At 51.7% G+C, this 22,092-nt stretch carries 22 protein-coding genes; 21 read left to right on the top strand and 1 reads right to left on the bottom strand.

Annotated elements, in window-relative coordinates:
• Positions 1-274: 274 nt before the first annotated feature.
• Both sstT and ACTHUF_RS05475 read left to right on the top strand, forming a co-directional pair.
• Entirely contained in the window at positions 275-1,498 is a 1,224-nt protein-coding gene (gene sstT, locus ACTHUF_RS05480) for a serine/threonine transporter SstT (RefSeq protein WP_440407307.1), read from the top strand.
• 227 nt (positions 1,499-1,725) lie between these two features.
• Positions 1,726-3,582, top strand: a complete 1,857-nt coding sequence (locus tag ACTHUF_RS05475) for an ABC transporter ATP-binding protein (RefSeq protein ID WP_440407306.1) — start codon at positions 1,726-1,728, stop codon at positions 3,580-3,582.
• A gap of 109 nt (positions 3,583-3,691) precedes the next feature.
• On the opposite strand, the gene ACTHUF_RS05470 is transcribed toward ACTHUF_RS05475, so the two are convergent.
• Positions 3,692-4,420 (bottom strand): TIGR00730 family Rossman fold protein, encoded by a 729-nt coding sequence (locus ACTHUF_RS05470; RefSeq protein ID WP_003747857.1) that lies wholly within the window; start codon positions 4,418-4,420, stop codon positions 3,692-3,694.
• A gap of 140 nt (positions 4,421-4,560) precedes the next feature.
• Here ACTHUF_RS05470 and truC point away from each other — a divergent pair, with 140 nt between their 5' ends.
• From truC to ACTHUF_RS05375, 19 genes are all read left to right on the top strand, one after another.
• Positions 4,561-5,277: a tRNA pseudouridine(65) synthase TruC gene (gene truC / locus ACTHUF_RS05465; RefSeq protein WP_314060389.1), complete on the top strand. Its 717-nt coding sequence runs from the start codon at positions 4,561-4,563 to the stop codon at positions 5,275-5,277.
• Between the two features lie 97 nt (positions 5,278-5,374).
• Positions 5,375-6,478, top strand: a complete 1,104-nt coding sequence (gene prfB / locus ACTHUF_RS05460) for a peptide chain release factor 2 (RefSeq protein ID WP_314060387.1) — start codon at positions 5,375-5,377, stop codon at positions 6,476-6,478.
• A 200-nt stretch (positions 6,479-6,678) separates the two neighbouring features.
• Positions 6,679-8,136 carry an oligopeptide:H+ symporter gene (locus ACTHUF_RS05455; protein ID WP_003747865.1) on the top strand — a complete coding sequence of 486 codons (1,458 nt, stop codon included), beginning with the start codon at positions 6,679-6,681 and terminating at the stop codon, positions 8,134-8,136.
• A gap of 325 nt (positions 8,137-8,461) precedes the next feature.
• The gene (locus ACTHUF_RS05450) at positions 8,462-8,818 is read left to right on the top strand and encodes an NADH-quinone oxidoreductase subunit A (protein WP_003747867.1); all 357 of its coding nucleotides are present in this window, start codon (positions 8,462-8,464) and stop codon (positions 8,816-8,818) included.
• Positions 8,809-9,291, top strand: coding sequence for a NuoB/complex I 20 kDa subunit family protein (locus tag ACTHUF_RS05445; protein WP_002215610.1), 483 nt, complete (start codon positions 8,809-8,811; stop codon positions 9,289-9,291). Before ACTHUF_RS05450 ends, ACTHUF_RS05445 begins: the two co-directional genes overlap by 10 nt.
• A gap of 12 nt (positions 9,292-9,303) precedes the next feature.
• On the top strand, positions 9,304-9,897 hold the full coding sequence (locus ACTHUF_RS05440; RefSeq protein ID WP_440407305.1) for an NADH-quinone oxidoreductase subunit C: 594 nt from the start codon (positions 9,304-9,306) through the stop codon (positions 9,895-9,897).
• Complete coding sequence (gene nuoD, locus ACTHUF_RS05435; protein ID WP_440407304.1) at positions 9,887-11,143, top strand: NADH dehydrogenase (quinone) subunit D; 1,257 nt, start codon at positions 9,887-9,889, stop codon at positions 11,141-11,143. Before ACTHUF_RS05440 ends, nuoD begins: the two co-directional genes overlap by 11 nt.
• Positions 11,143-11,616, top strand: coding sequence for an NADH-quinone oxidoreductase subunit NuoE (nuoE, locus tag ACTHUF_RS05430; RefSeq protein ID WP_440407303.1), 474 nt, complete (start codon positions 11,143-11,145; stop codon positions 11,614-11,616). Before nuoD ends, nuoE begins: the two co-directional genes overlap by 1 nt.
• A 95-nt stretch (positions 11,617-11,711) precedes the next feature.
• Entirely contained in the window at positions 11,712-12,317 is a 606-nt protein-coding gene (locus tag ACTHUF_RS05425) for a cold shock domain-containing protein (protein ID WP_440407302.1), read from the top strand.
• Between the two features lie 157 nt (positions 12,318-12,474).
• Positions 12,475-13,770, top strand: coding sequence for an NADH-quinone oxidoreductase subunit NuoF (gene nuoF / locus ACTHUF_RS05420; RefSeq protein ID WP_036492317.1), 1,296 nt, complete (start codon positions 12,475-12,477; stop codon positions 13,768-13,770).
• Positions 13,771-13,828: 58 nt separating this feature from the next.
• Positions 13,829-16,090, top strand: a complete 2,262-nt coding sequence (gene nuoG, locus ACTHUF_RS05415) for an NADH-quinone oxidoreductase subunit NuoG (protein ID WP_315093268.1) — start codon at positions 13,829-13,831, stop codon at positions 16,088-16,090.
• A 2-nt stretch (positions 16,091-16,092) separates the two neighbouring features.
• Positions 16,093-17,169: an NADH-quinone oxidoreductase subunit NuoH gene (gene nuoH / locus ACTHUF_RS05410; RefSeq protein ID WP_002218648.1), complete on the top strand. Its 1,077-nt coding sequence runs from the start codon at positions 16,093-16,095 to the stop codon at positions 17,167-17,169.
• A 75-nt stretch (positions 17,170-17,244) separates the two neighbouring features.
• On the top strand, positions 17,245-17,640 hold the full coding sequence (locus ACTHUF_RS05405; protein ID WP_315093271.1) for a GFA family protein: 396 nt from the start codon (positions 17,245-17,247) through the stop codon (positions 17,638-17,640).
• Between the two features lie 55 nt (positions 17,641-17,695).
• On the top strand, positions 17,696-18,175 hold the full coding sequence (nuoI, locus tag ACTHUF_RS05400) for an NADH-quinone oxidoreductase subunit NuoI (protein ID WP_070837200.1): 480 nt from the start codon (positions 17,696-17,698) through the stop codon (positions 18,173-18,175).
• An 11-nt stretch (positions 18,176-18,186) separates the two neighbouring features.
• Positions 18,187-18,858 carry an NADH-quinone oxidoreductase subunit J gene (locus ACTHUF_RS05395; RefSeq protein WP_003747879.1) on the top strand — a complete coding sequence of 224 codons (672 nt, stop codon included), beginning with the start codon at positions 18,187-18,189 and terminating at the stop codon, positions 18,856-18,858.
• The gene (gene nuoK / locus ACTHUF_RS05390) at positions 18,855-19,160 is read left to right on the top strand and encodes an NADH-quinone oxidoreductase subunit NuoK (protein WP_003747881.1); all 306 of its coding nucleotides are present in this window, start codon (positions 18,855-18,857) and stop codon (positions 19,158-19,160) included. Before ACTHUF_RS05395 ends, nuoK begins: the two co-directional genes overlap by 4 nt.
• A gap of 2 nt (positions 19,161-19,162) precedes the next feature.
• Entirely contained in the window at positions 19,163-21,187 is a 2,025-nt protein-coding gene (gene nuoL / locus ACTHUF_RS05385) for an NADH-quinone oxidoreductase subunit L (RefSeq protein WP_314060368.1), read from the top strand.
• Between the two features lie 70 nt (positions 21,188-21,257).
• Positions 21,258-21,563, top strand: coding sequence for a chorismate mutase (locus tag ACTHUF_RS05380; RefSeq protein ID WP_003747884.1), 306 nt, complete (start codon positions 21,258-21,260; stop codon positions 21,561-21,563).
• Between the two features lie 76 nt (positions 21,564-21,639).
• Complete coding sequence (locus ACTHUF_RS05375) at positions 21,640-21,960, top strand: cupin (RefSeq protein ID WP_070504151.1); 321 nt, start codon at positions 21,640-21,642, stop codon at positions 21,958-21,960.
• Positions 21,961-22,092 lie beyond the last annotated feature (132 nt).

Here is a 22,092-nt window from a genome sequence, read left to right as displayed (position 1 = left end):
GACTGATGAAGTTGCCTTTGTATTCGGCCTTATGGCGCAGATTTCAGGCCGTCTGAAATCAAGCTACAGAGGGATAAGGCAATGGTATGGGTATGCTTTAAATTAGGGTTTGAGTGGGTTTTGCTATATTTTTGGCATAAAGTGCTAACTGTGTCATAAATGCTAAACTTTAATGCCGTTTTTGTGAGGTGTGCATGAAAACCTCGCCGACAAATGATTTTTTATTTTAGAATGTAAGACTTTTTTAACATATCTTTAAATTGAAGGAACGGATATGGCAAGTGGCAATCCGCTTTTGAACGCGCTCAATCGCGTCAGCCTGGTGGCACAAATCGCCATCGGCTTGGTTTTAGGTATTCTTGTGGGCGCAGTTTCGCCGCAAGTCGGTATCAGCGCAGGACTGCTGGGCAGTCTGTTTGTCGGTGCGCTTAAGGCTATCGCGCCGATTTTGGTATTTGTTTTGGTGACTGCCGCCATCGCGCAACACCAAAAAGGCAATCAGGCCTACATCAAACCGATTTTGATTTTGTATATTTTTGGTACGTTTGCAGCGGCTGTGGTGGCGGTTGTCGCCAGCATGGTATTCCCGACCACGCTGATTCTGCATGCGGCCGGCGATGTATCCGTTGCACCGCCTTCCGGTATTATCGAAGTGTTGAAAACGCTGCTGATGAATTTGGTGGCCAACCCGATTAACGCGCTGGCCAATGCCAACTATATCGGCATTTTGGCTTGGGCCCTGATATTGGGTGCGGCTTTGCGCCATCACGGTTCGGATACGACCCGCCAAGTGGCGGCCGATTTGGCCGATACCGTTTCGACCGTTGTGAAATGGATTATCCGTTTTGCGCCGCTGGGTATTTTCGGCTTGGTGTCTTCTACCATTGCGGAAACCGGTTTTGAAGCGCTTTCCGGTTATATGCAGCTGTTGGCCGTATTGCTCGGCTGTATGCTGTTTATCGCGTTGGTGGTCAATCCGATTATTGTGTGGACGCAAATCCGCAGCAATCCTTTCCCACTGGTGTTTACCTGCCTGCGCGAAAGCGGCGTGTACGCCTTCTTCACCCGTTCTTCCGCCGCCAACATCCCTGTGAACATGGCATTGGCGAAAAAACTGGGTCTGCACGAAGACACTTACTCTATTTCCATTCCATTGGGTGCAACCATCAATATGGCCGGTGCGGCAATCACCATTACCGTTTTGGCGATGGCTGCGGCGCACACGCAAGGCATTACGGTTGACTTCGCCACCGCCCTGCTGTTGAGCCTGGTGGCTACCGTCAGCGCGTGTGGCGCGTCCGGTGTGGCCGGTGGTTCGTTGTTGCTGATTCCTTTGGCGTGCAGCCTGTTCGGTATCGACAACGATGTGGCCATGCAGGTGGTTGCTGTCGGCTTCATTATCGGTGTGATTCAAGACTCTGCAGAAACTGCGTTGAACTCTTCCACCGACGTTTTGTTCACTGCCGCTGCCGATTTGGGCCGCCAACGTAAAGAGTAATTTTTAGGATTAGCCTAAATCCAGCAAAGGCCGTCTGAAAAGTTTCAGACGGCCTTTGTTTTGGGCAAAGCAAAGGGATTTTTAGATGGACAAATCGATAGATTGGTTTGGTCGGACTGACGGTATCTGCTGTCATCAGTCGGATTTTTCCCGTAAAATACAGTCTTGAATGTATTTGAGTTATCCTTTTCAGACGGCCTGGCCGTCTTATCAAATTTGCAAAAACAATGATTAAAAAAATATTTTCATGGTTCGAGTCCCGCATCGACCCTTATCCCGAAGCCGCCCCGAAAACGCCTGAAAAAGGGTTGTGGCGGTTTATTTGGAGCAATATTGAAGGCGTGCGCAAATGGATTGCCGTGTTGGCCGTGTTTACGGTCGGCGTCGGCATTATGGAAGCCTTGATGTTCCAATTTATGGGTAAGGTGGTCGACTGGCTCGGCGCTTATACGCCGCAAACGCTTTTTGTTGAAAAAGGCCATGCATTAATCGGCATGATGGCCATGGTGGCATTTTTTGCCGTTTGGACCTTTTTCGCTTCCAATGTGCGCCTGCAAACTCTGCAAGGCGTGTTCCCCATGCGCCTGCGCTGGAATTTCCACCGCCTGATGCTGGGTCAAAGCCTGGGCTTTTATCAGGACGAGTTTGCCGGCCGCGTGTCCGCCAAAGTCATGCAAACCGCGCTGGCGTTGCGCGATGTCGTGATGACCGTTGCCGATATGGTTGTGTATGTGTTGGTGTACTTCATCACTTCCGGCGTGATTCTGTCCTCATTCGATGCTTGGCTTATCGTGCCGTTTATTTGCTGGATGATTGGATTTGCCATGATTATGCGTTTCCTGATTCCCAAGCTCGGCAGAACCGCTGCGCGTCAGGCCGATGCGCGCTCGCTGATGACCGGCCGCATTACCGACGCCTATTCCAATATCGCCACCGTCAAACTCTTCTCACACGGCGCACGCGAGGCCGCTTATGCCAAGCAGTCGATGGAAGAGTTTATGGTAACCGTCCATGCCCAAATGCGTTTGGCAACGCTGCTTCACACCTGCAGCTTTATCGTCAACAGCTCGCTGACCGTCGGCACGACCGCCTTGGGCATTTGGCTTTGGTATCACGGCCAAGTCGGCGTGGGCGCGGTAGCCACCGCCACGGCCATGGCATTGCGTGTGAACGGTTTGTCGCAATACATTATGTGGGAATCCGCCCGATTGTTTGAAAACATCGGTACCGTCAACGACGGCATGGCCACTCTGTCCAAACCCCACACCATCCTTGACAAGCTGCAAGCCCTGCCGCTGAAAGTCACCCGGGGCGAAATCAAGTTTGAACACGTCGATTTCTCCTACGAAGCAGGCAAACCGCTCCTCAACGGCTTTAACTTGAACATCAAACCCGGCGAAAAAGTCGGCTTGATCGGCCGCAGCGGCGCGGGCAAATCCACCATCGTCAACCTACTCCTGCGCTTTTACGAACCGCAAAGCGGCACGATTTCGATTGACGGGCAAAACGTGGACAGCGTAACCCAAGAAAGCCTGCGCGCCCAAATCGGTCTGGTGACGCAAGACACTTCCCTGCTGCACCGCTCCGTGCGCGACAACATTATCTACGGCCGCCCCGACGCCACAGACGCCGAAATGATTTCCGCCGCCGAACGCGCCGAAGCCGCCGATTTCATCCCTAACCTTTCCGACGCCAAAGGCCGGCGCGGTTATGACGCACACGTCGGCGAACGCGGCGTGAAACTTTCCGGCGGCCAGCGTCAACGCATCGCCATCGCCCGCGTTATGCTCAAAGACGCGCCGATTCTGTTGCTTGACGAAGCCACCAGCGCGCTCGACTCCGAAGTCGAAGCCGCCATCCAAGAAAGCCTCGACAAAATGATGGAAGGCAAAACCGTGATTGCCATCGCCCACCGCCTCTCCACCATCGCCGCGATGGACCGCCTCATCGTCTTGGACAAAGGCCGCATCATCGAAGAAGGCAGCCACACTGAGTTACTCGCGAAACAAGGCCTGTACGCCAAACTTTGGGCGCATCAAAGCGGCGGCTTCTTGAGTGAGCATGTCGAGTGGGAAAACAATTAAACGCTTTGAAAGAAGATAAAAGGCCGTCTGAAAACATTTTCAGACGGCCTTTATTCATGAAGCAAAGGGCAGGCGGGATAACTGCTTTTTCAGTTGAAACCTTAGTTTTTTACAGCCCCAGCGACCAAGCATTTTGGTGTTCGGACAAGTCTTCCAAGCGGTTTTCGTAATGGGCGAAGATTTCTTCGATGATTTCGTCTTCGTCGTCGATGACGCGGATCAGGTTCAAATCCTCTTCCAAAATCAGGTTTCTGCCCAGCAACTGCTCGCGTATCCAGTCCAACAGTCCCGCCCAAAATGCTTTGCCCACTAAGATAATCGGGCGGTCGGGCGTTTTGCCGGTTTGCACCAAAGTCAGGCTTTCAAACAATTCGTCCAACGTGCCGAAACCGCCGGGCATGACGACATACGCCACGGCGTGTTTGACGAACATGACTTTGCGCGGGAAGAAGTGTTGGAATTTAATCGACAAATCCTGATACGGATTGGCTTTTTGCTCGTGCGGCAACACGATATTCAGCCCCACCGCCGGACTTGCGCCTGCAAACGCGCCTTTGTTGGCCGCTTCCATAATGCCCGGCCCGCCGCCGGAAATGACGGAAAATCCGGCATCCGACAGCTTGCGCGCCAAGCGCAATGTGAACGCGTAGTCGGGATGGTTTTCGGGCGTGCGCGCGCTGCCGTAAATGCTGACGGCCGGCTGAATGGCGCGCAATTCTTCGCCGGCTTCGACAAATTCGGAAATAATCTTCAATACATGATACGACTCGCGCGCCTGAATATCGCGGCGGGTTTCGTCGGGCAGCATGGGTTTGGGCAGTTTTTTGAGCAGGCTCACGGCTTTTCCTTCGTGTTTTGTGTGCCGTATTGTAACCCGAAAGGGGCGGGCCGTCTGAAAGTCGGGTTTCGGAGGCAAGTGTACCTGCCACATTTTCAAAAGCCCGTTACAATATCTGCTTTTATTCCGACTGCTCCGCCATGCTCGATATTATCCACCGCGACAGCCGCACCATCGCCGTCAACAAACCTGCCGGAATGCTGGTGCACCGAAGCTGGTTAGACAAACATGAAACCCGTTTTGCCGTGCAGACCCTGCGCGACCAAATCGGGCAGCACGTCTATCCCGTCCACCGCCTCGACCGCCCGACTTCCGGCGTCTTGCTGTTTGCCCTCGATACGGAAGCCGCACGATTATTAACGCAGCAGTTTGAAAACAAAACCATCGAAAAAACCTATTGGGCGATTGTCCGCGGCCATCTGCCTTCAGACGGCCTGATTGATTATGCCCTCAAATATATGCCCGACAAAATCGCCGAAGCGCAGACCGAAGCCACATTGCAGGAAGCGCAAACCGCCTACCGCTGTCTGGCGCAAACCGAGTTGCCGTTCCAATCCGCCCTGCGTTATCCGACCTCGCGTTATTCGTGGGCCGAACTCACGCCGCACACCGGCCGCAAACACCAACTCCGCCGCCATATGAAACACATTTTCCACCCCATCGTCGGCGACACCAACTACGGCGATTTGCGCCAAAACCATGCCGTTGCCGAACATGTCGGCACGCAACGCCTGATGTTGCACGCGCAAAGCCTCAGTTTTCAAAGCATAGAAGACGGCAGCCGGATAACCGTACAAGCGCCGATAGACAACGACTGGCGGCTTTGGTTGAAAAAATTCAAAACCGAGGCCGTCTGAAAATCCAAACCGCACATTTTCAGACGGCCCGGTCATGGAAAAAAACAGGCAAATCCCTTACAATACGCCCCTAAAATTTTGAAAGAACACAAGAATCATGGAAGCCGAAGTAATCAACCAGCTTAACAACACCCTAAACGACTTGGAGAAGCGCAGCGAAGACATCCGCGTCTACATGGACTATCAAGGCAAGAAAGACCGATTGGAAGAAGTCATCGGCCTTTCCGAAGACCCGGAACTCTGGAACGACCCCAAACGCGCCCAAGAAATCGGCAAAGAGCGCAAAATCCTCGAAGGCATCGTGTTGACGCTCGACAACATCGCCTCAGGCATTGAAGACAACCGCATGCTGATTGAAATGGCCGTCGAAGAAAACGACGAAGAAGGTTTCGCCGCCGTGCAGGAAGATGTGGCCGGTTTGGAAACACAAATGGCCGACCTCGAATTCAAACGAATGTTCAACCAGCCTGCCGACCCGAACAACTGCTTTATCGACATCACAGCAGGCGCGGGTGGTACCGAAGCCGAAGACTGGGCGGGCATGCTGTTCCGCATGTACAGCCGCTACGCCGAGCGCAAAGGCTTCAAAATCGAAATCCTTGAAGAAGACGACGGCGAAATCGCGGGCATCAACCGCGCCACCATCCGCGTGGAAGGCGAATACGCCTACGGCTTGCTGCGTACCGAAACTGGCGTTCACCGCTTGGTGCGCTATTCGCCGTTTGACTCGAACAACAAACGCCATACGTCTTTTTCATCCGTGTTTGTGTACCCCGAAATCGACGATTCCATCGAAATCGAAATCAACCCGGCCGATTTGCGTATCGACACTTACCGCGCATCCGGTGCCGGTGGTCAGCACATTAACAAAACCGACTCCGCCGTGCGCATTACCCACGAGCCGACGGGAATTGTGGTGCAGTGTCAAAACGACCGCTCGCAACATGCCAACAAAGCCGCCGCGATGGAAATGTTGAAATCCAAACTGTACGAATTGGAAATGCGCAAACGCAACGAAGAGAAACAGGCCTTGGAAGACGGCAAGTCCGATGTGGGTTGGGGCAGCCAAATCCGTTCGTACGTCTTGGACTCCTCACGCATCAAAGACTTGCGCACAGGCTACGAAGTCGGCAACACCAAAGCCGTTTTGGACGGCGACTTGGACGGCTTCATCGAAGCCAGCCTGAAACAAGGCGTATAAACCGTAAAACATAAAATGCCGTCTGAAAGATTTCAGACGGCATTTTTCAGTTTGAAAGAAACAATATTTTGCAAATATTAAAACATGTTTTGCAAATGCAAAGATTGGCGGTAATATATAGTTTCTATAAAAATGATTGGTAGGTGCAATAGGCCGTCTGAAGCCTGATCCTGTCCAATATAATTAGGAGAACTTATTAAATGTCCGGTCAAAAGCTGTCTTCTGCCGAGAAAACTTTCTTCGGCCATCCTTTGCAATTATCCACCCTATTCCATATTGAGCTGTGGGAGCGTTTTTCCTTCTACGGTATGCAGGGCATCCTGCTGATTTATCTGTATTACACCGCGAGTCAAGGCGGTTTGGGTATGGATAAAGCCTTGGCCGGAGGCATTGTCGGCGCGTACGGCGGCAGCGTTTACCTGTCCACCATTCTCGGTGCGTGGTTGGCCGACCGCATTTGGGGTGCGGAGCGTACCCTGTTTATCGCCGGCATCGTCGTGATGACCGGCCATATTTTATTGGCAATCGTACCGGGTTTAATGGGATTGCTGTTGGGCTTGGTATTTATCGCGCTGGGCAGCGGCGGCGTGAAATCGTCTGCCGGTTCGATGGTCGGTTCTTTGTATGAACGGGAAGACCTGCGCGAATTGCGCGATGCCGGTTTCTCTATTTTCTATATTTCCATCAATATCGGCGGCTTCTTAGGCCCGTTGTTGACCGGTATTTTGCAAGACAGGATGGGTTTCCATTACGGTTTCGGCGCGGCGGCCGTCGGCATGGCATTCGGCCTGCTGTGGTATTCGCGCGGCCGTAAAAACCTGCCGCATACGCCGGTTCCCAATCCGTTACGCCCTGAAAAGGTGCAGACCGCCATGGCTGTCGGCGTGTTGCTGGTTTTGGTGTTGGGCAGCGTGATTGCTTCCGGCGCGCTCACCCTTGAAAACTTCTCCCGCTGGCTCTTGGGCGTGGTTATCGTTACCGTCGTCGCTTATTTCGCGCGCCTGTTGGGCAGCAGCCACGTTGAAGCGGCCAATAAACGCTATATTGTGGCCTATATTCCGCTGTTTTTGACCATTTGTATGTTCTGGGCGGTTTGGTTTCAGGTGTACACCGTTGCGACGGTCTATTTTGACGAAACGGTGGACCGTACTTTCTTCGGCTTTACCGTGCCTGTCTCATGGAAAGATTCAATACAGGCCATGTGGGTGGTCCTATTTTCCGGCGTGATGGCGGCGGTGTGGACGAAAATGGGCAAACGCCAACCTAAAACGCCGTTGAAGTTTGCACTGGCCATGTTGGTAACCGGCGTCTCTTATTTGAGTTTTATTCCATATATTTCATCCGGAACCCCGATGCCGATTATCGTGTTTATGCTGGTGTTGCTGGCGATTACGATAGGCGAGCTGATGCTGTCGCCGATTTCGCTGTCGTTTTCTACCAAAATCGCACCGAGCATGTTTAAAACACAAATGGTTGCTTTGAATTTCTTGGCATTGTCCATCGGCTTTACCTTGGGCGGAGTGTTGTTTAAAGACTACTACAATGCTCAGTCGCCATTGGATTTCTACTGGATGCTGGCCACCATCGGCGCGGTAACCTGCGGTATCCTGTTGGTACTCGCCCCGGTATTGAACCGCATGCTCAAAGGTGTCGATTGATTTTTCCATTTAAATGGATGTGATGTACGCAGGCCGTCTGAAAATAATCTATTTCAGACGGCCTCATGTTTTATTGGGAATTGGAAAGAGGGCGGATTCGGGGCATAAATCGGATAGGCGGAGAATCCGAATGAAATGATACATGATTAAACCGAAATTAAAATTTGGAAATATTAAATACAAATAAGAATTGTTCTCATAACTTTATTGAATTTATTGAGGTTTTTTTGCTGATTTGCTGATATTTACCTTTAAATGGCTTTTGAAATTCGATAAAATGGTAATCTATTTTTAAGATTTGTCTGTCAACCAGTTAGGTACGACCATGTTGGCCAGTTATTTTCCCGTCCTCGTATTCATCCTCGTCGGCCTTGCGGCCGGTGTGCTGTTTATCCTGCTCGGCACGATTTTGGGTCCGAAACACCACTACGCCGAAAAAGATGCGCCTTACGAATGCGGTTTCGAAGCCTTTGAAAACGCAAGGATGAAGTTCGACGTACGTTATTACCTCGTCGCCATCCTCTTTATCCTATTCGATTTGGAGGTCGCGTTTATGCTGCCGTGGGCAGTGGTATTTAAAGAATTGGGTACATACGGCTTCTGGTCTATGCTGGTGTTTATCGTCGTTTTGACGGTAGGCTTTGTTTACGAATGGAAAAAAGGTGCGCTGGAATGGGAATAGAAGGCGTTTTGAAAAAAGGTTTCATCACCACCAGCGCGGATACGGTGCTGAACTATATGCGTACCGGTTCATTGTGGCCGGTTACTTTCGGTTTGGCCTGTTGCGCCGTGGAAATGATGCACGCGGGTATGGCGCGTTATGACCTTGACCGTTTCGGTATCATTTTCCGTCCGTCCCCCCGTCAGGCCGACCTGATGATTGTGGCGGGTACGCTCACCAACAAAATGGCGCCCGCACTGCGCCGCGTGTACGACCAGCTCGCCGAACCGCGCTGGGTATTGTCTATGGGCTCGTGTGCCAACGGCGGCGGCTATTACCACTATTCTTATTCCGTCGTGCGCGGTGCCGACCGTGTCGTGCCGGTAGACGTTTATGTGCCGGGTTGTCCGCCGACTGCGGAAGCCCTGATTTACGGCCTGATTCAGCTCCAGCAAAAAATCAAGCGCACTTCCACCATCGCGCGTGACGAGTAAGGAGAGGACGATATGGCAAGCATTCAAAACTTATACGAGACCGTCGTCGGCGTGCTCGGCGAGCAGGCAAGCAAAGTCATTTCCGCTTTGGGCGAGATTACTGTCGAGTGTCTGCCCGAACATTATATTTCAGTCATGACCGCATTGCGCGACCATGAAGATTTGCATTTCGAGCTTCTGGTTGACTTGTGCGGCGTCGATTACAGCACTTACAAAAACGAAGCATGGCAGGGCAAACGCTTTGCCGTCGTCAGCCAGCTGCTTTCCGTTAAAAACAATCAACGCATCCGCGTACGCGTCTGGGTTTCAGACGACGACTTCCCCGTAGTCGAATCCATAGTCGATATTTACAACAGCGCGGATTGGTACGAACGCGAAGCCTTCGATATGTACGGCATCATGTTCAACAACCATCCCGACCTGCGCCGCATCCTGACCGATTACGGCTTTGTCGGACATCCGTTCCGCAAAGACTTCCCGATTTCCGGCTATGTCGAAATGCGTTACGACGAAGAGCAAAAACGCGTGATTTATCAACCTGTTACCATTGAGCCGCGCGAGATCACGCCGCGTATCGTCCGTGAGGAGAACTACGGTGGCCAATAAATTAAGAAACTACACCATCAACTTCGGTCCGCAACACCCTGCGGCGCACGGCGTATTGCGTATGATTTTGGAGTTGGACGGCGAACAAATCGTCCGTGCCGACCCGCATATCGGTCTCCTGCACCGCGGTACTGAAAAACTGGCTGAAACCAAAACCTATCTGCAAGCCCTGCCCTATATGGACCGCTTGGACTACGTTTCCATGATGGTTAACGAGCAGGCGTATTGTTTGGCAGTAGAAAAACTCGCCGGTATCGATGTACCTGTCCGCGCCCAATACATCCGCGTCATGTTCGCCGAAGTAACGCGCATCCTTAATCACCTGATGGGCATCGGTTCGCACGCCTTCGACATCGGCGCGATGACCGCCATCCTTTACGCCTTCCGCGACCGCGAAGAGTTGATGGACTTGTACGAAGCCGTGTCCGGCGCGCGTATGCACGCCGCCTACTTCCGTCCCGGTGGCGTTTACCGCGACCTGCCCGACTTCATGCCCAAATACGAGAGCAGCAAATTCCGCAACGCCAAAGTATTGAAGCAGCTTAACGAATCCCGCGAAGGCACCATGCTCGACTTTATTGACGCCTTCTGCGAACGTTTCCCAAAAAACATCGATACACTCGAAACCCTCCTGACCGACAACCGCATTTGGAAACAGCGTACCGTCGGCATCGGCGTTGTCTCTCCTGAGCGCGCCATGCAAAAAGGCTTTACCGGCGTCATGTTGCGCGGTTCGGGCGTGGAATGGGACGTGCGTAAGACACAGCCTTACGAAGTGTACGACAAAATGGATTTCGATATTCCCGTCGGTGTGAACGGCGACTGCTACGACCGTTACCTCTGCCGTATGGAAGAAATGCGTCAATCCGTACGCATCATTAAACAATGTTCCGAGTGGTTGCGTGTCAATCCGGGTCCGGTCATTACCACAAACCACAAATTCGCTCCGCCCAAACGTACCGAAATGAAAACAGGTATGGAAGACCTGATTCACCATTTCAAACTCTTTACCGAAGGTATGCACGTTCCTGAGGGCGAGACCTACACCGCTGTCGAACATCCGAAAGGCGAGTTCGGCGTTTACATCATTTCAGACGGCGCGAACAAACCCTACCGCCTGAAAATCCGCGCACCCGGCTTCGCCCACCTGCAAGGCATGGACGAAATGGCAAAAGGCCACATGCTGGCCGACGTTGTTGCTATCATCGGTACGCAGGACATCGTATTCGGGGAGGTTGACCGATAATGTTATCCGCAGAATCTTTAAAACAAATTGACATCGAGTTGGCAAAATATCCTGCTGACCAACGTCGCTCCGCGATTATGGGTGCATTGCGTATCGCCCAAACCGAAAAAGGCTGGCTCGCTCCCGAGACCATCGCCTTTGTCGCAGACTATATCGGCATCTCGCCTGCACAAGCCTACGAAGTCGCTACTTTCTACAATATGTACAACCTTGAGCCTGTCGGCAAATACAAATTAACCGTTTGTACCAACCTGCCTTGCGCCCTGCGCGGCGGTATGGATACCGGCGAATACCTGAAGAAAAAACTCGGTATCGGCTACGGTGAAACCACGCCCGACGGTAAATTTACCCTTGTCGAAGGCGAATGCATGGGCGCATGTGGCGATGCACCGGTCATGCTGGTCAACAACCACAGCATGTGCAGCTTTATGACCGAAGAAGCAATTGAGAAAAAATTAGCAGAATTAGAATAGATCGTCTGAACATATTCGGTTTGTAATCAAACTTACTAGTTATTCCAAAATTTTAAATTGTGATTTAAAAGTAACAATAAAAAGGGAAGCGGTTAATGAAAGGGATAATTGTTAAGTGGGATGATGAAAAAGGTTATGGTTTTATACGGATAGATGGTAGTAAACAAGAAATTTTCTGCCATATTTCTGACTTTTCCCAAAGAAGCCCTCGTCCTGAACTTAATGAGGCGGTTGGCTTTGAAGTATCTTCTAACGGAAAAGGAAAAAATGTTGCTAAACAGATTCGTTACTTGAATCGTGAGGCAAGAGATTTTAAGCGGAATCATAACCATCGTTCGAGTGCAAAGAAAAAATCATTTTTTGCCTTAGATACGTCGTCTTCCATATTGACGAAATTGGTAGGGTTGGCACTTTTCGGGTTAATTGGTTATCAGATATATCAATTCGCCGCAGCAAAATTAGTCCCTAAACAAACTAATGCACCAGTAGAGCTTAATGATCCAGCTGCGATACAAGCTAAAAAAACAATAGTAATAAATATCGTTGTGATGGTAGGCAATATTGTTCCCAGATGGTGTCATGTGAAGAGGCTAAATGGTTTTTACAGAATTGTTCTGATACCAAAATGGATGGTGATGGTGATGGTATTCCATGTGAAGATAAATGCGGTGGATGGTAATAACTTCAGCAAAGTAGGCTAGGTCTACAACCATGAAAACGAAACACAAGGTCGTCTGAAATATCAATTTTATAAACCAATATTTTTATTTAGTCGGCATGTAATCGATATACAAAGGTATATTAGGCCGTCTGAAACAACGGCTGCAACTTATACGAAAACGAACAGGCACACCAAAAATGGCTATTTACCAATCAGGCGTGATTTTTGACCAAGTGGATACCGCCAATCCCGATTGCTGGACATTGGACGAATACGTCAAACGTGGCGGTTATACCGCCCTGCGTAAAATCCTGTCCGAAAACATCTCGCAAAGCGATGTGATTGACGAGGTCAAAGCCTCCGGCTTGCGCGGTCGTGGCGGTGCGGGCTTCCCGACCGGTTTGAAATGGAGCTTTATGCCCCGTTCCTTCCCGGGCGAAAAATACGTCGTCTGCAATACCGACGAAGGCGAGCCGGGTACATTTAAAGACCGCGACATCATCATGTTCAATCCCCATGCCCTGATTGAAGGCATGATTATCGCCGGTTACGCGATGGGTGCGAAAGCGGGCTACAACTACATTCACGGCGAAATTTTCGAAGGCTACCAACGCTTTGAGGCCGCACTTGCCCAAGCGCGTGCTGCAGGTTTTTTGGGTAAAAATATTTTGGGTTCGGATTTTGAATTTGAACTCTTCGCCCACCACGGCTACGGCGCATATATTTGCGGTGAAGAAACCGCATTGCTCGAATCGCTGGAAGGCAAAAAAGGCCAGCCGCGCTTCAAACCGCCATTCCCCGCCTCGTTCGGCCTGTACGGCAAACCGACCACCATCAACAATACCGAAACGTTCTCCTCCGTTCCATTCATTATCCGTGACGGCGGACAGGCGTTTGCCGACAAAGGTATTCCGAATGCAGGCGGTACCAAATTGTTCTGTATTTCCGGCCACGTTGAACGTCCGGGCAACTATGAAGTGCCATTGGGTACGCCGTTTGCCGAAATCCTGAAAATGGCAGGCGGTATGCGCGGCGGTAAAAAACTCAAAGCTGTCATTCCCGGCGGTTCGTCCGCGCCCGTGTTGCCTGCCGATATCATGATGCAGACCAATATGGACTATGACTCGATTTCCAAAGCAGGCTCGATGCTGGGTTCCGGCGCGATTATCGTCATGGACGAAGACGTGTGCATGGTCAAAGCCCTTGAGCGCCTGAGCTACTTCTACTACGACGAGTCTTGCGGCCAATGTACGCCTTGCCGAGAAGGTACAGGCTGGCTCTATCGCATCGTCCACCGCATCGTAGAAGGCAAAGGCCGCATGGAAGACTTGGATCTGCTGGATTCTGTCGGCAACCAAATGGCAGGTCGCACCATCTGCGCCCTCGCCGATGCCGCCGTCTTCCCCGTCCGCAGCTTTACCAAGCATTTCCGTGATGAGTTTGTGCATTACATCGAACACGGCGGACCGATGAAACCGAATAAGTGGTGCTAAGTTTTCAGACGGCCTCTAAAAGAATTATTTATTAAATACCCGTAACTAGGAACGAACCATGTTACAAATCGAAATCGACGGCAAACAGGTATCTGTGGAGCAGGGCGCGACGGTGATTGAAGCCGCGCACAAGCTCGGTACTTATATCCCGCATTTCTGTTACCACAAAAAACTTTCCATCGCTGCCAACTGCCGTATGTGTTTGGTGGACGTGGAAAAGGCCCCCAAACCTCTGCCCGCCTGTGCCACGCCGGTTACAGACGGCATGATCGTGCGTACGCATTCGGCAAAAGCCCGAGAGGCGCAAGAAGGCGTGATGGAGTTCCTGCTCATCAATCATCCGCTTGATTGTCCGACCTGCGACCAAGGCGGCGAATGCCAGTTGCAGGATTTGGCGATGGGCTACGGCAAAAATACCAGCCGTTATACCGAAGAAAAACGTTCCGTCGTCGGCAAAGACATGGGTCCTTTGATTTCCGCCGAGGAAATGAGCCGTTGTATCCACTGTACCCGTTGCGTTCGTTTCACTGAAGAAATCGCCGGCGTGCAAGAAATCGCCATGGCCAACCGCGGCGAACATTCCGAAATCATGCCTTTTATCGGCAAAGCAGTGGAAACCGAATTATCAGGCAACGTCATCGATTTGTGTCCTGTCGGTGCATTGACCAGCAAACCGTTCCGCTTTAACGCGCGTACTTGGGAGCTGAACCGCCGCAAATCCGTTTCCGCCCATGACGCTTTGGGCAGCAACCTGATTGTGCAGACCAAAGACCATACAGTCCGCCGCGTGTTGCCGTTGGAAAACGAAGCCATCAACGAATGCTGGCTGTCCGACCGCGACCGTTTTGCCTATGAAGGTCTGTATCACGAAAGCCGTCTGAAAAACCCGAAAATCAAGCAGGGTGGCGAGTGGATGGACGTGGATTGGAAAACTGCGTTGGAATATGTCCGCAGCGCGATTGAATGTATCGCCAAAGACGGCAACCAAAACCAAGTCGGCGTTTGGGCCAATCCGATGAATACGGTTGAAGAGCTGTATCTGGCCAAAAAACTTGCCGACGGTTTGGGCGTTAAAAACTTTGCCACCCGTTTGCGCCAACAAGACAAACGTCTTTCAGACGGCCTTAAAGGTGCGCAATGGTTGGGACAAAGCATCGAATCTTTGGCTGACAACGATGCCGTATTGGTAGTTGGTGCGAACTTGCGCAAAGAACAGCCGCTCCTGACCGCCCGTCTGCGCCGCGCCGCCAAAGACCGTATGGCCTTGAGCGTATTGGCCAGCAGTAAAGAAGAATTGTTTATGCCGCTTCTGTCTCAAGAAGCGGTGCATCCCGACGAGTGGGCAGGCCGTCTGAAAAACCTGTCTGCCAATGCGGAACACGCCGTTACCGCCAGCCTGAAAAACGCTGAAAAAGCAGCGGTGATTTTAGGCGCGGAAGTGCAAAACCATCCTGATTCCGCCGCTATTTATGCCGCCGCGCAAGAGCTGGCAGATGCGACCGGCGCAGTGCTGGGCATTTTGCCGCAAGCTGCCAACAGCGTCGGTGCGGATGTCTTGGGCGTAAACTCCGGCGAGAGCGTTGTTGAAATGGCAAACGCGCCGAAACAGGCAGTTTTGCTGCTCAACGTCGAGCCGGAAATCGATACGGCAGACGGCGCAAAAGCCGTAGCCGCGTTGAAACAGGCGAAAAGCGTGATGGCGTTTACGCCGTTTGTCAGCGAAACGCTACTGGACGTGTGCGACGTATTGCTGCCGATTGCGCCGTTTACCGAAACCTCGGGCAGCTTCATCAATATGGAAGGCCGTCTGCAATCCTTCCACGGTGTCGTTCAGGGCTTCGGCGATTCGCGTCCGATGTGGAAAGTATTGCGCGTATTGGGCAACCTGTTTGACTTGAAAGGTTTTGAATACCACGATACCGCTGCGATTCTGAAAGATGCGCTGGATGCAGAAAGTCTGCCGTCCAAACTGGATAACTGCAGCACATGGGCAGGGGAAGGCGTTCAGACGGCCTCAGACCGCCTCGTCCGTGTCGGCGGCGTCGGTATTTATCACACTGATCCTATCGTGCGCCGTTCCGCACCGTTGCAGGAAACCAGCCATGCCGCCGTGCCTGCCGCGCGTGTAAATCCGAACACATTGGCACGCTTGGGCCTGCAAGACGGACAAACCGCTGTCGCCAAACAAAACGGCGCAAGCGTATCGGTTGCTGTCAAAGCCGATGCCGGTTTGCCTGAAAACGTGGTGCATCTGCCGCTGCATACCGAAAATGCCGCGCTGGGTGCGTTGATGGACACTATTGAACTGGCGGGAGCTTGATCATGCAAGAATGGTTCCAAAACCTCTTTGCCGCAACGCTCGGTCTGGGCGATTTGGGTATCACCGTAGGCTTGGTGGTATCCGTCATCGTCAAAATCGTGATTATCCTGATTCCGCTGATTCTGACCGTTGCCTACCTGACGTATTTCGAACGTAAAGTCATCGGCTTTATGCAACTTCGTGTCGGCCCGAACGTAACCGGCCCGTGGGGTCTGATTCAGCCGTTTGCCGACGTGTTCAAACTCTTGTTTAAAGAGGTAACCCGTCCGAAGTTGTCAAACAAAGCCTTGTTCTACATCGGCCCGATTATGTCGCTCGCCCCGTCTTTTGCGGCGTGGGCAGTGATTCCGTTCAACGAAGAATGGGTGCTGACCAATATCAATATCGGCCTTTTGTACATCCTGATGATTACCTCGTTGTCGGTTTACGGCGTGATCATCGCGGGCTGGGCTTCCAACTCCAAATATTCGTTCCTGGGCGCAATGCGTGCTTCCGCGCAAAGCATTTCCTACGAGATTGCCATGAGTGCCGCGCTGGTGTGTGTCGTGATGGTATCGGGCAGTATGAACTTCTCCGACATCGTTGCCGCACAAGCCAAAGGTATTGCTGGCGGGTCTGTGTTCTCGTGGAACTGGCTGCCGCTCTTCCCCATCTTCATCGTTTATCTGATTTCCGCCGTTGCCGAAACCAACCGCGCGCCGTTTGACGTGGCAGAGGGTGAATCTGAAATCGTTGCCGGTCACCACGTTGAATACTCCGGCTTTGCGTTCGCGCTGTTCTTCCTTGCCGAATACATTTTCATGATTCTGATTGCCGCGCTGACATCGCTGATGTTCCTCGGCGGCTGGTTGTCTCCGTTCCCGCAAAGCTGGGGCATTGTCGGCACGCCTTCCGCATTCTGGATGTTCGTGAAAATGGCAGCGGTTCTGTACTGGTATCTGTGGATACGCGCAACCTTCCCGCGCTACCGTTACGACCAAATCATGCGTTTGGGCTGGAAAGTGCTGATTCCGATCGGCTTCGCCTACATCGTGATTTTGGGCGTGTGGATGATTTCACCGCTGAATCTGTGGAAATAGGGCAGGGAGGCCGTCTGAAAGTTTTCAGGTAGCCTGAACCCCAAATTTTTAACCGTTTCAAACCGAGAGAAACCGATGAAAGCTCAATGCCTGTGCGGCGCAGTATCACTGGAAACCGCCGAAAACCGCGAACTCCACGCCTGCCATTGCGGGAAATGCCGCACATGGGGCAGCGGCGCGTCTTTTACTTTGGCCGCTCGGTCGCCCGAAATCACAGGCAGCGAGCACATCGCGCATTATCAGTCGTCCGAATGGGCGCAACGCTGTTTTTGCAAACACTGCGGCACACACCTGTTTGTGCAGGTTGGCAACGATTATTACATCAACGCCGGGCTGTTTGCCGACAACGCGGACTTTGAAACTACCTCACAAATCTTTATTGATTGCAAAGCTCCGTATTATGACTTGGCCAACGATACCCCGAAGCTGACCGAAGCCGAGTTTTTAGAAATGGTGGGCGCGGCAGGTTAAAAAAACCGCTTTCAGACGGCCTGTAAACAGAACAATCCGAAAAGAGCATCCGAAAATGGCTAACTTAGTAAAAACCTTTCTGCTTGGCGAATTGGTAAAAGGCTTGGGCGTAACGCTCAAAAACTTTTTTGCCCGCAAAGACACAATTTATTTCCCCGAAGAGAAAACGCCGCAATCCGTGCGTTTCCGCGGCCTGCACGCGCAACGCCGTTATCCGAACGGCGAAGAGCGCTGTATTGCGTGTAAATTGTGTGAGGCAGTTTGTCCGGCAATGGCGATTAACATCGAATCGGAAGAACGCGAAGACGGCACCCGCCGCACCAAGCGTTACGACATCGACCTGACCAAGTGCATCTTCTGCGGTTTCTGCGAAGAGGCCTGTCCGACCGATGCGATTGTAGAAACCCATATTTTTGAATACCACGGCGAGAAAAAAGGTGACTTGCACATGACCAAGCCGATTCTTTTGGCCATTGGCGACAAATACGAACCCGAAATCGCCAAACGCAAAGCCGCTGACGCGCCGTATCGTTAAGGAGCAGACGAATGACTTTTTCCGCGATTCTGTTCTATATCCTTGCCGCCATCGTTTTGTACGGTGCGGTTCGTACCGTTACCGCTAAAAACCCTGTGCACGCCGCTTTGCATTTGGTGCTGACCTTCTGCGTGAGCGCGATGATTTGGATGCTGATGCAGGCCGAATTCTTGGGTGTGACGCTGGTGGTGGTTTACGTCGGCGCCGTGATGGTGTTGTTCCTGTTCGTCGTGATGATGCTGAATATCGACATCGAAGCCATGCGCGCCGGTTTCTGGCGTCATGCGCCGGTTGCCGGTGTGGTCGGCACATTGTTGGCGGTTGCCCTGATCCTGATTTTGGTCAACCCGAAAACCGACCTGGCCGCATTTGGTCTGATGAAAGACATTCCGGCCGATTACAACAATATCCGCGATTTGGGCAGCCGTATTTATACTGACTACCTGTTGCCGTTTGAGTTGGCGGCGGTATTGCTGCTGTTGGGTATGGTGGCCGCGATTGCGTTGGTTCACCGCAAAACTTTCAATCCGAAACGTATGGACCCTGCAGACCAAGTTAAAGTACGCGCTGATCAAGGCCGTATGCGCTTGGTAAAAATGGAAGCGGTCAAACCGCAAGTCGAATCTGCCGAAGAAAGCGAAGTTTCAGACGGCCTCAAGCCGGAAGGGGAGGGCAAAGCATGATTACCTTGACGCATTATCTGGTATTGGGTGCGCTCCTGTTCGGTATCAGCGCAATGGGTATCTTTATGAACCGCAAAAACGTGCTGGTATTGCTGATGTCCATCGAGCTGATGCTCTTGGCGGTGAACTTCAACTTTATCGCTTTCTCCCAATATTTGGGCGATACTGCCGGACAGATTTTCGTATTCTTCGTACTGACCGTTGCCGCTGCCGAATCCGCCATCGGTTTGGCGATTATGGTATTGGTGTACCGTAACAGAAAAACAATCAACGTTGCCGATTTGGATGAGTTGAAAGGGTAATCATGAACGACATGACTTTATATTTGGTAATTGCCCTTGTGCCTTTGGCAGGCTCGCTGATTGCGGGTTTGTTCGGCAACAAAATCGGACGTGCCGGTGCGCATACCGTAACAATACTCGGTGTGGCGGTGTCCGCCTTGCTGTCGGCTTATGTGCTGTGGGGATTCCTCAATGGCAGCCGTACCAAGTTTGACGAGAACGTTTATACCTGGCTGACAATGGGCGGCTTGGATTTCTCCGTCGGCTTCTTGGTCGATACGATGACGGCGATGATGATGGTTGTTGTAACGGGCGTGTCGTTGATGGTGCATATCTATACCATCGGTTATATGCACGATGAAAAAGTCGGCTACCAACGCTTCTTCAGCTATATTTCTTTGTTTACTTTCAGCATGTTGATGCTGATTATGAGCAACAACTTCATCCAGCTCTTCTTCGGCTGGGAGGCTGTGGGCTTGGTGTCGTACCTTTTGATCGGTTTCTATTTCAAACGTCCGAGCGCAACATTTGCCAACCTGAAAGCCTTTTTGATCAACCGTGTCGGCGACTTCGGCTTTTTGCTCGGTATCGGCTTAGTGCTTGCCTATTTCGGTGGCAGCCTGCGCTATCAAGATGTATTCGCTTATCTGCCTAATGTTCAGACGGCCACTATCCAATTGTTCCCCGGTGTGGAATGGTCTTTGATTACCGTAACCTGTTTGCTCCTGTTCGTGGGTGCGATGGGTAAATCGGCGCAGTTCCCGCTGCACGTTTGGCTGCCTGATTCGATGGAAGGCCCGACCCCGATTTCCGCGTTGATTCACGCCGCAACCATGGTTACCGCCGGTCTGTTCATGGTATCGCGTATGTCGCCGATTTATGAGATGAGCAGCACTGCGCTGTCTGTCATCATGGTAATCGGTGCGATTACTGCCCTGTTTATGGGCTTCTTGGGCGTGATTCAAAACGACATCAAACGTGTGGTTGCGTATTCCACCTTGTCTCAACTGGGCTATATGACCGTGGCTCTGGGTGCGTCTGCCTATTCCGTGGCGATGTTCCACGTCATGACCCACGCTTTCTTTAAAGCCTTGTTGTTCTTGGCCGCAGGTAGCGCGATTATCGGTATGCACCATGACCAAGATATGCGCCATATGGGCAACCTGAAAAAATACATGCCGATTACTTGGCTGACCATGCTGATCGGTAACTTGTCGCTGATCGGTACGCCGTTCTTCTCCGGCTTCTATTCCAAAGATTCGATTATCGAAGCAGCGAAATACAGCACCCTGCCGGGCAGCGGTTTTGCCTATTTTGCCGTCCTCGCCAGCGTGTTCGTTACCGCATTTTACGCGTTCCGCCAATACTTTATGGTGTTCCACGGCGAAGAAAAATGGCGCAGTCTGCCTGAACATCATGACGATCATCATGGTGAAGAGCATCACGGCTTGGGCAAAAACGACAATCCGCACGAAAGCCCGCTGGTCGTTACCCTGCCTTTGATTTTGCTTGCCATTCCGTCCGTCATCATCGGCTATGTTGCCATCGAGCCTATGCTTTACGGCGATTTCTTCAAAGACGTGATTTTCGTTAATGCCGACGCGCATCCGACCATGCACATCATGAAGGAAGAGTTCCACGGCGCATTGGCAATGGTGTCGCACAGCCTGCATTCGCCCGTACTTTACCTTGCTATCGCAGGCGTATTGAGTGCATGGCTCTTGTACGTCAAACTGCCGCACCTGCCAGCCAAAATTGCACAGGCGTTCCGTCCGATTTACGTTTTGTTTGAAAACAAATACTACCTCGACGCCCTGTATTTCAACGTCTTTGCCAAAGGCACGCGTGCATTGGGTACTTTCTTCTGGAAAGTCGGCGATACCGCCATTATCGACAACGGCATCGTCAACGGCTCTGCCAAACTGGTCGGCGCGATTGCCGCACAGGTACGCAAAGTCCAAACCGGCTTCATCTATACCTATGCCGCCGCTATGGTATTCGGCGTATTGGTACTGCTCGGCATGACCTTCTGGGGATTGTTCCGATAAAAGCGGGATTTCAGACGGCCTGTCTATAGTTTGTGTATAGGGCCGTCTGAAAAAGAAAATTTGAGCAACAATGATTGAAGACAAATTACCGCAAACCCTGGACGAAGTCCGTGAAGCCATCGATGGTTTGGATAAGGGATTAATCGAATTACTCGCCCGCCGGCAGAAATTGGTACGGCAGGCTGGTCGTCTGAAACCTAAAAACGATGTGCAGGCGGTTTCCGCGCCCGAACGGGTGGCTCAAGTGATTGCCTCTCGCCGCGCTTATGCCGAAAAGGCCGGTTTGTCGCCCGAAGTAGCAGAAGCAGTTTGGCGCAGCATGATTGATGCGTTCATTAAACTTGAGATGGACACCAACCGTACCGACGGAGCGTAGTCAAAATCTTCGGATAACGGTTTTGACAAGAAAAATAGGGAAGAGGCCGTCTGAAATATAGAGGCGAGAAAAAACTATGTCGGACACACGAACCATCTGTTCCGCCGAATTTACCGCTTCCCGCGCATGGGGCGCACTCGACATCGCCAATATGAACGGCATCACCGTGCGCCTGCACTGGACGAACCAGCCCTACACATGGCACATCAACGACGGCGAGGAAGTGTTTGCTGTGATGGATGGCGAAGTTGAGATGCACTACCGAGAAAACGGCGAAGAACACATCGTTCGTTTAAAAAGCGGAGATATCTTCTATGCAGGAATCGGCACGGAACACGTCGCCCATCCGTGCGGCGAGGCGCGGATTCTGGTGATTGAGAAAGAGGACAGCGTTTGAGGCCGTCTGAAAAGAAGGTTTGAGACAGCAATACAGAATAAGAGAATGACGGCAGATATACATTTTTCTTGATTTTGCCGTACACAAAATACACAATCTTTTTCAGACGGCCTCCTGAAATGTCGTCTGGAA

This window comes from Neisseria sp. P0024.S006 (genome assembly GCF_051956595.1).
In the GTDB taxonomy this organism is placed as follows: Bacteria; Pseudomonadota; Gammaproteobacteria; order Burkholderiales; family Neisseriaceae; genus Neisseria.
This window is presented reverse-complemented; position numbering and strand designations above follow the sequence as displayed.